This window comes from Stieleria mannarensis (assembly GCF_014154935.1).
In the GTDB taxonomy this organism is placed as follows: Bacteria; Planctomycetota; Planctomycetia; order Pirellulales; family Pirellulaceae; genus Stieleria; species Stieleria mannarensis.
The window spans coordinates 118,803-134,240 of record NZ_JACEHH010000026.1; the positions used below are offsets into that span (position 1 = coordinate 118,803).

At 61.1% G+C, this 15,438-nt stretch carries 12 protein-coding genes; 5 read left to right on the plus strand and 7 right to left on the minus strand.

Annotation, left to right across the window (positions count from 1 at the left end):
• Positions 1–98 precede the first annotated feature (98 nt).
• Positions 99–1,013: a zinc ribbon domain-containing protein gene (locus tag H1B37_RS18380; protein ID WP_182868118.1), complete on the plus strand. Its 915-nt coding sequence runs from the start codon at positions 99–101 to the stop codon at positions 1,011–1,013.
• Positions 1,014–1,080: 67 nt separating this feature from the next.
• On the opposite strand, the gene H1B37_RS18385 is transcribed toward H1B37_RS18380, so the two are convergent.
• Positions 1,081–1,962 (minus strand): dihydroorotate dehydrogenase electron transfer subunit, encoded by an 882-nt coding sequence (locus H1B37_RS18385; protein ID WP_182868119.1) that lies wholly within the window; start codon positions 1,960–1,962, stop codon positions 1,081–1,083.
• Positions 1,963–2,428: 466 nt separating this feature from the next.
• Here H1B37_RS18385 and H1B37_RS18390 point away from each other — a divergent pair, with 466 nt between their 5' ends.
• Entirely contained in the window at positions 2,429–4,582 is a 2,154-nt protein-coding gene (locus H1B37_RS18390) for a glucuronyl esterase domain-containing protein (RefSeq protein WP_182868120.1), read from the plus strand.
• A 296-nt stretch (positions 4,583–4,878) separates the two neighbouring features.
• Here H1B37_RS18390 and H1B37_RS18395 read toward each other — a convergent pair whose 3' ends face one another.
• The 3 genes from H1B37_RS18395 to H1B37_RS18405 are packed head-to-tail and all read right to left on the minus strand — an operon-like array spanning position 4,879 to position 7,062.
• A complete protein-coding gene (locus H1B37_RS18395) occupies positions 4,879–5,838 on the minus strand; it encodes a GHMP family kinase ATP-binding protein (RefSeq protein WP_182868121.1) in 960 nt (319 codons plus the stop codon).
• Positions 5,838–6,455 carry a DUF447 domain-containing protein gene (locus H1B37_RS18400; RefSeq protein ID WP_182868122.1) on the minus strand — a complete coding sequence of 206 codons (618 nt, stop codon included), beginning with the start codon at positions 6,453–6,455 and terminating at the stop codon, positions 5,838–5,840. The genes H1B37_RS18395 and H1B37_RS18400 overlap by 1 nt, the downstream gene beginning before the upstream one ends.
• A gap of 28 nt (positions 6,456–6,483) precedes the next feature.
• Positions 6,484–7,062, minus strand: a complete 579-nt coding sequence (locus tag H1B37_RS18405) for an anthranilate synthase component II (RefSeq protein WP_182868123.1) — start codon at positions 7,060–7,062, stop codon at positions 6,484–6,486.
• 92 nt (positions 7,063–7,154) lie between these two features.
• Here H1B37_RS18405 and fba point away from each other — a divergent pair, with 92 nt between their 5' ends.
• Complete coding sequence (fba, locus tag H1B37_RS18410; protein WP_182868124.1) at positions 7,155–8,165, plus strand: class II fructose-bisphosphate aldolase; 1,011 nt, start codon at positions 7,155–7,157, stop codon at positions 8,163–8,165.
• Positions 8,166–8,798: 633 nt separating this feature from the next.
• Here the strand turns inward: fba and H1B37_RS18415 are convergent.
• From H1B37_RS18415 to H1B37_RS18425, 3 genes are all read right to left on the minus strand, one after another.
• Entirely contained in the window at positions 8,799–9,932 is a 1,134-nt protein-coding gene (locus tag H1B37_RS18415; RefSeq protein WP_182868125.1) for a pseudouridine synthase, read from the minus strand.
• 418 nt (positions 9,933–10,350) lie between these two features.
• A complete protein-coding gene (locus tag H1B37_RS18420; RefSeq protein WP_182868126.1) occupies positions 10,351–11,784 on the minus strand; it encodes a DUF58 domain-containing protein in 1,434 nt (477 codons plus the stop codon).
• A 24-nt stretch (positions 11,785–11,808) separates the two neighbouring features.
• On the minus strand, positions 11,809–12,507 hold the full coding sequence (locus tag H1B37_RS18425; RefSeq protein ID WP_182868127.1) for a zinc metallopeptidase: 699 nt from the start codon (positions 12,505–12,507) through the stop codon (positions 11,809–11,811).
• Positions 12,508–13,184: 677 nt separating this feature from the next.
• On the opposite strand from H1B37_RS18425, the gene groES reads away from it, so the two are divergent.
• Entirely contained in the window at positions 13,185–13,502 is a 318-nt protein-coding gene (gene groES, locus H1B37_RS18430) for a co-chaperone GroES (protein WP_145390609.1), read from the plus strand.
• 68 nt (positions 13,503–13,570) lie between these two features.
• Positions 13,571–15,187, plus strand: a complete 1,617-nt coding sequence (gene groL, locus H1B37_RS18435) for a chaperonin GroEL (protein WP_182868128.1) — start codon at positions 13,571–13,573, stop codon at positions 15,185–15,187.
• Positions 15,188–15,438: the final 251 nt, after the last annotated feature.

Here is a 15,438-nt window from a genome sequence, read left to right on the forward strand (position 1 = left end):
AAACACCGCATTTGGACAGACAAATGGCCGCGAGTTGCTAAGATGGACGCCGCAAATCGCGTTTGATTCCTTTGCCAAGAACGTCTCGTCAATCGTCCATGAAGATTAAGTGCCCCGGATGTGCGTCGCTCCTTCAAATCCCCGACTCCGCGGCCGGCAAGGTGGTCAAGTGCAAGTGCGGGAAACAGTTGCGGGCACCGGCGGCAAAGGGAGCTCCGGCGGGGGCACCGAAAGCAACCGCCTCCGCCGCGCCGGGGCAATCCAGACCCGCCGCCGCGCGTCCAGCGGCCCCGTCTCGACCGCTCGCCGCATCCCCACCGGCGGCCACCGCGGGTTTGTTTGACGAGTTGACCGACACCGATTTGGCGCCGGTCAAGGCGGTGCAAGTCCCCGGTGCAAAGACGGCGGTCAAACCGCCCAGCGCCAACGCTGCCAAATTGCTCAACGAAGCGATCTCTGGCAGCGACCGTCGCGGCGAAGCGATGATCATGAAGACCGAAGCCCCGCAGCCGCCCTTCTTGATCTTCATCGGCCTGATCAACGCTCTCGCGGCCATCTTCTACGGCGGAGTGCTGGTGTTGGTGCTGGGCTTTGTCGATGCCGAGATGCTGGAGGAAATGAGCGGCGCGATGGGCGATGTCGTGGGCATCGTCTATTACATCGTTGTCGGGATGCTGGGGTTGATGGCGGCCTTGTCGCTGGCGACCAGTATCTGTTGCTTCATCCGCGGCAAAGTCCCATGGTACGTCGTTTTGCTCAGCTATGGCTGGGCGCTGGCGTTTCGCATTTTCGAGATCATCGACCAGGCGACGTCGGACGATGTTGATTTCAACATCATCAAGGGCGTGGGCAGCTTGTTGATCGGCGCCGGTATTTGGGCTTGGCTGCACGGGGAAAGCGTGCGGGCCTACTACGGAACCGAAGAGGAACCGATCTGGCGGATCGCGGTCGTGGATTCGACCGGGTTCCTGGTCGCCGGAGCCCTCGGCGCCGCCGCGCTGCTGATGGGATAGGGACCCGTGGGATAGGCTTCCAGCCTGTCAACTCAGCGACGACAGGCTGGAAGCCTGTCCCACATCATCACCAAACAATCTTGTCGGCGTCAAAAATCGGGCCTTCGACACAGGTGCGTTTGTAATCCCAGCCGCCGTCGTCCTGTTTGACTTTGGCGACGCAGGAAAAGCAGATGCCGATGCCGCAAGCCATCGGGGTTTCCATCGAGACCTGACAATCCACGCCTCGCTCCCGACAGACCTCCGCGACCTTTTCCATCATGATTTCCGGTCCGCAGGTGACGACCCGGATCGACGCGTGCTCGTTCAGTTCATCCAGCCGCGCGGCCAGCACGTCGGGCACCAGCGCTTGCTGGCCTGCCGAGCCGTCGTCGGTGCAAAGCCGGACATCGAACCCGGCCTCGCGAAACTCCGGCACGCCGGCCAACAGCGATTCGCGGCGGGCACCGTAGATCAGTTCCACGTGCTTGGCCCAGCCGTTGGGGCGGCCGAACGACTGGCTGCCGATCGCTTCACAGCCCAGCAACAACATCGGTGTTTGGCCGATCCCGCCGACGGCCATGATCAGTCGCTCGCACTCTCGCGGGGTAAACCCGTTGCCCAGCGGCCCCCATAAGCTGACTTTGGTTCCCAGCGGGCTTTCCGCACAGGCCGTCGTGAAGGTGCCTTTTTTCAGATAGATCAGATCGATGTAGGTCGGCTTGCCGTCCTCGTCGGGCAACACGTCCCAGATCGCCAGGGCGCGTCCGATCAGCGGTGCGTCGACACCGGCCAGGCGGATCATCACGAATTGGCCGGGCACGGCGATCGCGGCAATCGCCGGGGCGGAGACACGCAACCGGTACGTCGCCTCGGCGATCCGTTCATTCTGCTCCAGCACCGTTTCGTGTTGGACCATCCGGTCGGCATAAAAATCGGCGTGCAGAGCGGAGGTGTGCAGTGCGGACATGGGCCCGTGAAGATCGTTGGCGGAGGTTGGGGCGTCGACGCGTCTAGCGTAGAAGATCGGGGCGGTTTGGCCAACCGATCGTAGCGGAAGCCGCGGAGGCTTTCGCCGCGGTGCGGCTTCGCCGCCGCGGGGAACGAAATTCTTGGCGAATTCCGCTACGGGGGGAGCGAAATTCTTGGCGAATTCCGCCGCGGGAGGAGCGAAATTCTTGGCGAATTCCGCTACGGGAGGAGCGAAATTCTTGGCGAATTCCGCCGCGGGAGGAGCGAAATTCTTGGCGAATTCCGCTACGGGAGGAGCGAAATTCTTGGCGAGTTCCGCTACGGGGGGAAACGCAAATCGAGTGCCGCGATGGGCACCGCCGCCTTCGGGTCTGGTAATCTATAGGACCGCTCCCACCTCCCAGCTCCCAGCTCCCACCTCCCAACTCCCACCTCCCACCTCCCAACTCCCACCTCCCACCACCATGCCGCGTCTGCTCGCCTGTCCCCTCGCGTTCTTGATCGTCGCCTTTCTCGCGGCAACGTCTCCGGCCCAGAAGGACGCGTCCCATACCGAAAAACTAAAAACACTGAACGACCACTTCCCGTTCTACGTTCCCCAGAGCGTCCAGGCTTGGGACGAGCGATCCGATGCACTGCGTCGGCGCGTGTTGGTCGCCACCGGGCTTTGGCCGATGCCGGACAAGACGCCGCTGTCGCCGGTGTTGCACGGCAAGGTCCATCGCGACGGGTTTACGGTGGAGAAGGTCTACTTCCAATCGCTGCCGGGCCACTATGTCACCGGGATGCTGTTCCGCCCCGCCGCTGAGAATTCACTCGGCCTGGTCGACGGCAAGCGTCCCGCCGTGTTGTCGCCACACGGTCACGGCGGACGAACGATGCGGCTGAGCGACGCTGAACTGGCAAAGCAACTCGAATCCGGCGGCGAAATGTTCGAGAACTCCGGACGCTATCCCAAGCTTGCCCGCTGTGCCCACCTGGCGCGGATGGGATGCGTCACGTTGATCTTTGACATGCTCGGCTACGCGGATTCACAACAGATCGATTATCAAACCGCTCATCGCCACGCCAAAGCGAGACCGGAAGAGGCGGATCGTCAGCACCCGTGTCTGTACGGCATCGACGCGGATCTGAATCTGCAATCGGTCATGGGGCTGCAAACTTGGAACGCGATCCGCGCTCTCGATTTCTTGGCCGAACTGCCCGACGTCGACCCGAAGCGGTTGGGCGTGACCGGCGGCAGTGGCGGAGGCACGCAAACGATCTTGTTGGGTGCCATTGATCCGCGGATCAAGGTCGGGTTTCCCAACGGGATGGTGTCGACGTCAATGCAAGGCGGATGTTACTGCGAGAACTGCAACTACCTGCGGATCGGGACCGGCAACGTCGAACTGGCGGCGTTGTTCGCGCCCAAACCCCAAGGCATGACGGCGGCCAACGACTGGACCAAGGCGATGCTCGATGACGGTTTTCCCGAGCTACAAAAGCTGTATGCCATGTTGGGCGCGCCGGAAAACGTGATGTGCGGTGACGTGCTGAGGTTTCCGCACAATTACAACTATGTCACCCGTTCGATGATGTATCCCTGGATGGCCAAGCACCTTGGGTTGCCCGCCGATGTCCCGTTGGAGGAAAAAGATTTTCAGCCACTGTCCGAAGACGACATGAAGGTCTGGAACGACAACCATCTCGCACCGAAGGAGGTCGGGATTCCCCATGAACGCAAGGTGCTGGCGTGGTGGAAGGATCAAAGTGACCAAAAGCTCAACGCGTTGATTCCCGATCAAGCGGTCGAAGGAGAGGCTGCAGATCAGCAGCTGGCCGAGTATCGTCGCGTGGTCGGCGGGGCTTGGAGCGTGATCTTTGATCGGTCCCTGCCGGCGACCGAAGCGTTGCGCGTCACCGAGTTGGATTCAGACACTGATGCCGACGTCACCCGCTATCGCATCGAGCATCGCGACTGGAAGACCGTGGTCGACTTCGACGTGATTTCTGGATCGTCCCAAAGCTCGGCTGGTCACGTGGTGGCGCCCGTAACGTTCGCACGCAATGCGGCACGGCAGGATGCATCACAGCGAGATGCAATCGCAAAATCGGTTGCCGCCAAGGGGGCCGCTGGCAAGACGGTGGTCGTTTACCTGTCCCCGTCGATCGGACGCGGCAAAGACTCGATGGAAAGCGAACACCAGCAACCCTTGATCGCCGACGACCGCAGCTACTCCGGTCTGACGTTTGGCTACAACCGACCGCTCGCCGTCAAGCGATTCGAGCAGTTGTTATGCGTGTTGGCGCACCTGAATCACGCCGAGCCCGAAGGGGCGTTATCAGTTGTTGCCGATGAATCGAGCTGCATCAGCAGCGCCGCCGCTGCGGTGGTTGCCGGCGACCTGGTCGACCGGCTGGATCTGGAAAGCCGGGGGTTTCGCATCAGCCGAGTTCCCGATTACAGCGACCAGCACTTTGTCCCCGGGGCGGCCAAGTACTTTGATCTGCCAGGGTTGTTGTCACTGCGGGCACCGGCCGCGCTGACGATCCGGGGCGAAACGGATCACGCGATGGAACTGGTCAAAAAAGTCTACGCGGCGTCCGGGGCGGCGGAGCGTTTGATGTTGGAGTGAGGTGTGGCCAGTCCGTCGCGTCAGGTCGGGCTCCGGAGCAGAATCGGCCCACGGATGGTAAAGCGTACCCACGGATAGAGAGCAGCCTGGTAGTAGAATGCCTGCCATCCGTGGGTACGCTCTGCCATCCGTGGGTTTAGATTCGCCGAGACAGGGGGCCGTGGTCGGTGGGTTGGTAGTATGATTTTTGGGTAAGAAAATTAATTCCATTGAATGAATCGAGCACCTCATCATTCTCTTACCCCCCGAAATCTTCTTACCAGATTTCCGCAACGTTGCGTGAATCGGATCGACCGCTACCCCCTGAGCACCGTTCGCCCGCTGTCTTTGATGCGAGCGATTCGGATGTCGATTGACGGGTCAGCAAACTGATCGGCAAGTCGCTCGGCGGCCGGTTCGTCTTCGCACCAGACGAACACGCCCGGCCCCCAACTGCTCTGTCCCACACCCGTCGCGCCGGCACTCTGAAGCGATGCGACCAGATCGGTGACCCAGCGGCCGTTGTAGGGGCCGCCTTGGGTTGCGGCGAACATCATGCCGCTGGTGTAGTTGTAGCTTTCGATCGCGCGGGCGAAGTCGCTGAAGTTGCCGGCCCGGGCGGCGGGCAAGATGTCGTCGTTGATCAGCCGTAGCAATGATTCTCGATGAAAATGATCGGACTCCCCCGGCGATCCGGATTGCAACTTGGCAAAGTGGTCGGATTCCTGTTGGCCATGAACCGTCTGGGGCATCGTGCTGGGGCTGAGTGTCAGCAGTCGCCACGACGGTGGCAATTCGACGCGTTGCCGAATCGGATTCAGTGCTCCGCCGTCGTCGTCGCCGGTTTCAAAGATCATGCCGCCGCCGAAGAACCCATGGACTCCGACCGCCGAGCGTTTGCCGCGGTCAGCGATCTGGACGGCCAGCGTTTCATCGGGAATCGGAAGCCCGGTGAACTGACGCAAGCCTTCGGCGATGGCGAGTGAAAGTTGTGTGCCACTGCCGAATCCACGATGCGGCGGCGCGGCAGTGATCACGTCGATGGAGACGGCCGGCAAGGTCGCTTGCCCGGTGAATCGGCTGAAACGTTCAGCGATCCGGTTGATGCGTTGCGTGTCGCCGCGTCGGACGTTCCACTGGTCGGCCGGTGAGAGATCGACGATGGTCGTCGGTTGGTCGATCATCGCACCGAGCCCGCCGAACGGTGGCGCGGTGTCAAGCAATCCGAAATGCAACCGCGCGCCGGTTTCGATTCGAATTCGTTTGGGCGTTTCCATCACGCCGTTCCTGTCGGGGCCTGTGGATCAGTCCGCTGCAGGATGACGGCGGTCAATTCGTCAAACGCGTCCCGTTCGACGCTGCCGGCTGTTTTGTCGACCAGGGGGCCTAGCGCGTCCAGTTGCGATCGGACGTCCGCCGGCGAGATAAGATGGGTTCGGGTCGCCAGGATCGCCGCTTCGATGACCGCATGTTTGGCTCGATTGAATCCAAAAAACGGTGCGACGATCGCCGAGTCGACGACGCGGCAGGGCATCTCGTACCGAGGCGGCGAATCGACGACCGAAGTCACTTCGACGGAAAACCAGCGATGGCAATGGTCCAAGATCGCCCAGCGGCCACACGGCGAACGGTGCAGTGGTGCCGATCGATCGTCCAGCCGACTGACCGCTGCTTTGGCAAACAACGCGGCGTCGTCGGTGACGTGGATGGTCGCGTGGCGGGTGGCGCGGAGATTCTCAAACGTGCGAGACCCTTCAAACGGGCGGAGCACAAAACCGGGGTCGGCCGGTCCGGCGGTTCGCATCGCATCGGGATGTGTTAGCACCGGGCCCATCGGCGCCAGGTTGACTCGGCCGTCTTCGCCGATCGTCGTGACGATTGATTCCAGGATCACGCTGTTGGTTGGGTCAGAGTTGGTGAGGTCAGAGACGGTTGTTGGTCAGGGAGGCGAAGTTTTGGATGATTTGGTGACCGTTGTCGCAGAGGATCGATTCGGGGTGAAACTGGACGCCGAAGACAGGTCGCCGGCGGTGCCGCAGCCCCATCACGGATCCGTCGTCGTCGCTGGTGGCGGTGATTTTCAGGCAGTCCGGCAGGTTTTCCGGCGAGACGACCAGGGAATGATAACGCGCGACGTCCATCGGGCTGGGGCAATCGCGGAACAGGTCCTCGCCATCGTGGGTGATCGAGCTGGCCATCCCGTGCCGGGGTTCGTTGCGAACGATTTGGCCGCCAAACGCTGCCCCGATCGCTTGATGCCCCAGGCAGACGCCCAGGATCGGCAGCTGCTCGGGGGCTTGGCGGATCAGGTCGACGCAGCAGCCTGCCTCGGCCGGCCCGTGGGGGCCCGGCGAGAGCACAATTGCCTGGGGGGCCAGTTCAATCGCCTGGCGGGCCGTGATCTGGTTGCTCCGGATGACGCGGGTTTCCACCCCCGTAAGGCGAAAATAGCGTGCCAAATTGTGGACAAAGGAGTCCTGATTGTCCAACAGCAGAATCATGATCCCCCGCCCTTGCGGTCAGGTGCCACGCGGCGATAATTCCCGACAAAACACTGACCCTCGAATCTCATTTTACCCCAAGGTAGCTGATCATGGCATTGGTTCCTCTTCGCGTTGTGCTCGACCACGCCGCAGAAAACGATTACGGCGTTGCAGCATTCAACGTCAACAATATGGAACAGATCCAGGCGATCATGGAAGCCGCCGAAGAAACCGATTCGCCCGTGATCATCCAAGCGTCACGCGGTGCACGCGCTTACACGCAGGACGCTTACCTGCGACACCTGATGGTTGCGGCGACCGAATTGTACCCGCACATCCCGATCGTCATGCACCAAGACCATGGCAACAGCCCCGAGACCTGTAAATCGGCGATCGAAAACGGCTTCACCAGCGTCATGATGGACGGCTCGCTGGAAGAAGACGGAAAGACCCCCGCCGATTACGAATACAACGCCCGCGTGACCAAGGCCGTTGTCGAAATGGCACACGCCAAGAACGTCAGCGTCGAAGGCGAACTGGGATGCCTGGGATCGCTGGAAAGCGGCGAAGGCGAACAGGAAGACGGCCACGGTGCGGTCGGTGAACTGACCCACGACCAATTGCTGACCGATCCCGACGAAGCCCAACGGTTCGTTGAAGAAACCGGCGTCGACGCCCTGGCCGTCGCCATCGGTACCAGCCACGGTGCGTACAAGTTCACCAAAAAGCCGACCGGCGAAGTCCTGGCGATGACGCGGATCGAAGAAATCCACGCCAAATTGCCCAACACCCACTTGGTCATGCACGGCAGCAGCAGTGTCCCGCAAGAATTGCAGGACATCATCAACAAGTACGGCGGCCAAATGAAGCAAACCTACGGCGTGCCGGTCGAGGAAATCCAGCGTGGGATCAAGAGCGGTGTTCGTAAAATCAACGTCGACACCGATTGCCGGATGGCGATCACCGGCGCGATCCGCAAGGTGTTCGCCGAAGATCCCTCGGCGTTCGACCCGCGTGCCTACCTGAAACCCGCTCGTACCGCGATGAAAGAAGTTTGTGTCGCGCGGATGACCGCATTCGGACAAGCCGGCAACGGAGCCAAGCTCCGCGCGACCCTGTAAGCGGGCGTGGCTGATTTGCAGCGGGGGGCAAGTCGTAGCGGAAGCCGCGCAGGCTTTCGCTGCGCTGCGGCTTTGCCGCTGCGGAAAGCGAAATTCTTGGCGAATTCCGCTACCGTACAGTGCCGTTGAACCGACCGTAGCGGAAGCCGCGTAGGCTTTCGCTGCGCTGCGGCTTTGCCGCTGCGGAAAGCGAAATTCTTGGCGAATTCCGCTACCGCACGGTGCAGTTCAATCGACCGTAGCGGAAGCCGCGTAGGCTTTTGCTGCCCTGCGGCTTCGCCGCAGCGGAAAGCGAAATTCTTGGCGAATTCCGCTACCGTGCGGTGCCGTTGAACCGACGTAGCGGAAGCCGCGTAGGCTTTCGCTGCTCTGCGGCTTTGCCGCTGCGGAAAGCGAAATTCTTGGCGAATTCCGCTACCGTACAGTGCCGTTGATCCGATCGTAGCGGAAGCCGCGTAGGCTTTCGCTGCGCTGCGGCTTTGCCGCTGCGGAAAGCGAAATTCTTGGCGAATTCCGCTACCGTGCGGTGCCGTTGAACCGACGTAGCGGAAGCCGCGTAGGCTTTTGCTGCTCTGCGGCTTTGCCGCTGCGGAAAGCGAAATTCTTGGCGAATTCCGCTACCAATCGCCCCGGTCAATCCCCGCCGATGATCGAACCGCCTTCGTCGGACTTCTTCGGTTTGAACGAGAACTTCGTCGTCGGGGGCTTTCGGCGGGTTCGCCGCGCGGTGACGTCGTTGCGGCTTTCGGCACGGCGTCGTTTGCCCGCCGATTTCTTTTTCGCCGGCCGTTTCGCTCCCGGCGACCTGCGTCGTGGGTCTTCCTCGGCGACCTCGTTGCGGCTGTGCTCGACCGCTTTCTTCAGCCGCGCGACTTCGTCACGCGAGAGCAATCGGTGCGCCCCGACCGGCAGGTCGCCGATCCGCAGCGGTCCGATCGCGATCCGTCGCAAGACTTGGACCTTGTGCCCCAGCCGCGCCAGGATGCGGCGGATTTCGCGGTTTTTTCCCTCGCGGAGTGTGATTTCCATCTCCGTCGCCCGGGCCCGCGACTTGACGATCTTGGCTCCTTCGACGCGAACGAAACCGTCGGAGATGTAGATCCCCTTGCGCATGTTCCGCATCGTTTCGCCGTCGATTTTGCCTGCCACCGTGACGCGATAGACTTTCCGCACGCCGTACTTGGGGTGCGAGAGCTGTTGGGCCAAGTCGCCGTCGTTGGTCAGTAACATCAGCCCTTGGCTGCTCTGGTCCAGCCGGCCGACGGGAAAGACACGTTCGCTGTTGGGGACCAAATCGATGACGCGTTGGCGCCCGCGGGGGTCCGCGTTGGTGCTCAGGAATCCGGTCGGTTTATTGACCGCGTAGTAAACCAGTCTCTGTTGTCGCAGCGGAACGCCGTCGACGAACACCTTGCTGGTTTTGGGGTCGACGATGGTGCCGAGTTCCGCCGCGATTTCTCCGTCGACTTCCACGCGGCCTTCTTCGATCAGCGTTTCACATTGGCGTCGGCTGCCAAAACCGGCTGCGGCCAACAGGCGTTGCAAGCGTTGTGGTTGGTCGCGCGTGCTGGCCACGGCGGGGATGGTGGACCGCTTGGGACGCTTCTTGGTGGGGCTTTTCTTAGCCGCCGACGACTGCGAGCTTGCCAGGCTGCCGGCCCGTGAAGTTTTCGGCTTGCGTCCCCCCCGCTTCGGTTTGGCTGTTCCGGCCCGTTTGGTTCCGGAGGCTTTTTTGCCAGGTGAATTCTTGTAGGAGCGGCGGGGCATGGATCGTTCTGCGGTCAGGTGAATGTTTTTTTCGAACCCGTCAGGTTACCAGAGTCGTGCGATTCGGGTAGCCATGATCTGCGAGAACACGCCGGGTTCGACAATGCTAGGATTGGGATCAATCCCCACAGCCGCAATCGCTGGTGTCCAGGCTTTAGCCCAAGAAGACCGAAGACTTTCGCCAGTTTCGACGGCGGTTGTTCCCCTTGGCTTCCACCGCAGCGCGGTGCCACGACACAGCCCGGGGTCGCGAAACGCACCCCGGGGCCTGGAAACAATGAGAATCGGAACCCCATCGGGGTTCAACAAACGACGCAACGTGAACGGACCGCGAAACGCTCGCGCGACATGGGCGGCGCATGTTGTTCAACCCCGTTGGGGTTGCCGGGCTTGGCGCGTCTGAAGGCCATACGAAACACTACAGCAAGTGTTTCGCCTTGATCTCCAAATACTGATTGACCAGCGGCGCAGTCAGCTCGTCCGGAAACGTGTCGACCATCAGGACGCCGCGATGCTCTAGGTCCTTGAGCACCTGGTCGCGCCAGATCAGGATGTCGGCTGCCGCGGCGGCACGGTACAGGTTCATTTCGTCCCCGTCGGGATGGTCGGCGGCGTCGTACAGTGTTCGGTCGCGCAGGATCACCCCCATCGGCAGGTGCTGGCCGTTGATGTTGCCCAGATAGTCCGTGACCGCCGCCGCGTTGACTTCGTCAATGATGTTCGTCGCCAGCACGACCAGCGAGCGGCGTTTGCAGTGGTTGCGCAGGTACAAGAACGCTTGGTCGTAGCGTGATTCGACCATCCGGGGGAACTGGTCAAAACAGGCGTGGATCAAGCGATTCATTTGGCTCTTGCCGCCGTGCGGGGGAATGTAGGCGTGCACGGAATCGGAAAAGCACAGCATCCCGACCGAGTCGCCTTGGTGCAGCGCGACGTAGGCCATCATCAGTGCGGCGTTCATCGCGTGATCCAACAGCGTGTACCCGTCGCGAGTGTTGGTCATCATTCGCCCGCAATCGAGCAGAAAAATCACCCGCTGGCTTTGGTCGCTCTGGAACTGCCGGACCGTCAACTTATTGCGGCGTGCGGTGCTGCGCCAATCGATATGGCGAAAGTTGTCGTCTCGGCTGTAGTCACGCAGTCGTTCAAAGTCGCTGTCTTGGCCGATCCGCCGCGTGCGTCGGACCCCGATCAAGCTGAGTCGATTGGTGCGGGCGAGCAACGCATAGTCGCTCAGTTGTTTCATGTTCGGGTAAACGTTCAACTCGCTTTCCAGTGGGATCTGGATGTAGCGATGCCAAAGCCGAAGCGGGCTGAAAAAACGCAGCGAAACGTGTTGCAGTCGGAACGCACCGCGCCGGCCGGGAGTCAGTTTGCGCCGAAAACTGACTCGTCCCCGAGGCGGCAGCCGCAGCGTGTGTTGGTCGGGTTTGGATTGGAATTCGTCCGGTAAATCATCGCGGACGTGCCCGACCAGGGTGATGCCGCTGCGATTTTCGATCGTCAGATGGCTTTCAACCGGAACGCCCAGCGAACACGACCGGGCGATGTCGCGAGTGGCGTCGATGCCGCGGTTGGTCGCCAGATAGATGGACAGAAAATCCACCGTGGCCACGATCAGCAGCAACCAGTCCAGCGCGGCGACCCAAATGAATCCGTCGGGTGAAAAGACCGTCCAGACGCTGCCGATCAGGGCGACGGTCAGCACCGCGATCCACAGCCGCGTCGGATAGGTGCGAAATCGCCATGCCGCGATGGCCAGCGGCACGGCGAACACCACAAGCATCAGCCAAGGCAGCTTGCTGTACGCTTGGAATTGGCCTTCGGTGATTTGGCGGAGAGCATCGTTCATGCTCCCCATCGTACCGACAAACCCTTAGCGACGGTCACCCATGAAGCGGAAAATGAAGTAGGCGAGCGTCATGATCGCTTGCAAGGTTCCGGCAACGTAGGTCAGCGCGGCGGCGTTCAGCACTTTGGCGACGAAGTGTTCTTCGTTGGCAGAAATTAAATTCGCCGAAACCAAGTGGCGACGTGCCCGGTTGCTCGCGTCGAATTCGACCGGCAAGTTGACGACTTGGAAAAACACCACGCCGGCGAACAGGACGATTCCCAGCAGCAAGAGCGCGTTGCCGATCGTCGGGATCTGGTAGCTGAGGAACAGCCCGATGGTGGCCAGGGTCACGCCGATGTTGCTGCCGAAGTTCGCCGCCGGGACGGCCATGTTGCGGATCGTCAGCGGCGCGTAGCCCTTGGCGTCCTGGAACGCATGGCCGGCCTCGTGACAGGCTACCCCCAACGCAGCCATTGATCGCCCCCCGTAAACCTCAGGACTCAGCCGCAGCACTTTCGCGCGGGGGTCGTAGTGGTCGCTCAGGTGGCCGGCCACCTGCTCGATCCCGACTTGATGCAGGCCGGCGGAGTCGAGCATCTGCCGCGCCGCCTGAGCACCACTCATGCGGGCCCCGACCTGGGACATCGAGGCGAACGTGCTTTTGACCCGCCACTGGGCGAACAGGCCCAAGAGCAGTGGAGGGGCGATGAAAAGCAGGTACATCGGATCAAAAAGGAGCATCGAAACACCTTGGTTGGTCTATCTGGAGCGCTAAATAGCAGTTTTTGGCAGGAAAACCGTGTGGCCGGTCATCCATTGCAATCGCCGGGCCAATTTCCCGTGGTCCCGCGGAACTTGCCGATCGAAGGGGCGGCCGGGGTTCCGTTGGCAGATCGGTGTTCGCTTGCCGGCGGCAAATCTTGATCGTGCCGTTGCCGATCGCGGCTGCCAATTTGTCGTTTGTGGCCCCTCGGCAGTCGAACGTAGCGGAACTCGCCAAGAGTTTCGCCCTCGGCGGCGAAGCCGCCGGCTACCGAAAGCCTCCGCGGCTTCCGCTACCAGCCAGCGATTGCGATCAATCACTCGGCCCCTGTTGCTCCCTCGGCAAATGCACCAAGATACGCATCGTCCAGCAGCGGCTTGGAACAGCTAATTCCGGGCGTTTGCGAGATTTCGGGGAGTCGAGCCCCGGTTCGCGTCCGGGATCTGGCACACCGTTTGCTACTCGGCGTGCAAGTCAGAAAAACCTGTCAACTTGGCGCGGCCGCCGGGCCCCCAACTGACAGCCGCTTCGCATGGGCGTTTCAGTGAGCCGCCATCGCGTCGATCGTGATCGGCGGGAGTCATGCCACGGGCGGCACCGAACAAGACACTTACCATTCATTTTCCCCGCACTACAGAAAAAGGTATCCGCAACTATGGCGACTGCCACCAAGAAAAAGGCGTCCGTTCGTCTGCAACCGATCGGCGAGCGAATCGTGGTCCAGCGTGAAGAAGTCGAAGAAACGACCGCCGGCGGGATCGTCCTGCCCGATTCGGCCCGCGAAAAACCGGCCCGCGGCACCGTCGTGGCGATCGGCACCGGCAAACTGCTCGACGACGGAACCCGCGGACAAAGCCAGCTGTCCGAGGGCGACCACGTCCTGTTCAGTAGCTACGCCGGCGAGTCGGTCGAAATCGACGGCGAAGAATACCTGCTGATGCGCGAAGACGATGTCCTGGCGGTGATCGGCTAAGAACGCGTTGATCGCATCGAACCGACTGCACCCAAACAACTCTCACAACACACTCCATACAGAATTCCATGGCAAAGATCATTGCATTTGAGCAGGAAGCCCGCGAGGCGATCCGCCGAGGCGTTTCCAAACTGGCACGCACCGTCAAGGTCACCCTGGGCCCGAAAGGCCGCAACGTGATCCTTCAAAAAAGTTTCGGCAGCCCGACGGTCACCAAAGACGGTGTCACCGTGGCCAAAGAAATCGATCTGGAAGACGTCTATGAAAACATGGGCGCCCGGATGGTTCGCGAAGTCGCCAGCAAGACCAGCGACGTTGCCGGCGACGGAACCACCACCGCGACCGTGATGGCCGAAGCGATCTTCAACGAAGGTCTGAAGGCAGTCGTCGCCGGTGTGAACCCGATCCAAATGAAGATGGGGATCGAGAAAGCCGTTGCCGATCTGACCGACAAACTGCACTCGATGGCCACCAAGGTCAAAGACCAAGCCGCGATGGCAGACGTCGCCACGATCGCCAGCAACAACGACCGCGAAATCGGTGAATTGCTGGCCGACGCGATGAGCAAGGTCGGTAAGGACGGCGTCATCACCGTCGACGAAGGCAAGAGCCTGCAAACCGAGCAGGAATGGGTCGAAGGGATGCAGTTCGATCGCGGCTACCTGTCGCCCTACTTCGTCACCGACAGCGCCAGCATGGAAGCCGTCCTGGAAGACGCCTACATCTTGGTCTTTGAAAAGAAGATCAGCAGCATCAAGGACATGGTTCCGATGCTGGAAAAGGTCGTCCAACAAGGCAAGCCGTTGTTGATCATCGCCGAAGACGTCGACGGTGAAGCACTGGCAACCTTGGTCATCAACCGTCTGCGTGGCACCTTCAACGTCTGTGCCGTCAAGGCACCCGGCTACGGCGACCGTCGCAAGGCGATGATGGAAGACATCGCCATCCTGACCGGCGGACAAGCCATCTTTGAAGCTCTCGGCATCAAGCTCGAAAGCGTCGACCTGCCGCAACTCGGTCGTGCCAAGAAAGTCATCATCGACAAAGACAACACGACCATCATCGAAGGTGCCGGCAAGAGCAGCGACATCAAGGCTCGCATTGACCAAATCCGTCGCGAAATCGAAAACAGCACCAGCGACTACGATCGCGAAAAGCTGGAAGAGCGATTGGCCAAGCTGGCCGGTGGTGTCGCCAAGGTCAACGTCGGTGCCGCGACCGAAAGCGAAATGAAGGAAAAGAAGGCTCGTGTCGAAGACGCCCTGCACGCAACCCGTGCCGCCGTCGAAGAAGGCATCCTGCCCGGTGGCGGCGTCGCACTGCTGCGTGCCAGCAGCACCGTCAAGCCCGCCGATGACCTGAGCGACGACGAAAAGGTCGGCTACAACATCGTCCTGCGTGCCTGCCGCGCTCCGCTGAACATGATCGCCACGAACGCCGGCCAAGACGGCGGCATCGTTTGCGAAAAGGTCGCCGCGATGAAGGGCAACGGCGGATACAACGCTCTGACCGATACCTACGAAGACCTGGTCAAGGCCGGTGTCATCGACCCCACCAAGGTCACCCGAACCGCACTGGGCAACGCCGCCAGTGTCGCCACCTTGTTGCTGACCAGCGACGCCCTGGTCGCCGAAAAGCCCAAGGAAGGTGCCAAGGGCCACGGTGGCGATCACGACATGTATTGATCCGCTGACCAGCGATTCAATCAACCAAACGAAAACGCCCGAGCCATCCCGCTCGGGCGTTTTTTGTTGGCGGTGCAAGTACGACAGTCCCTTCCGGGCTGACATCCGCGGGACTCTTTCAGTGCGTCTCCCCATACGCGCCAAATCAAAAATAATTCACCCTCCCAGAGGGCATTGGTATCTACACAAGTTCTTGCTTTTCGTAGACTGCCCTGGGTTAATCTTCCGCGGATGGAGCCGCGGCTGCAACC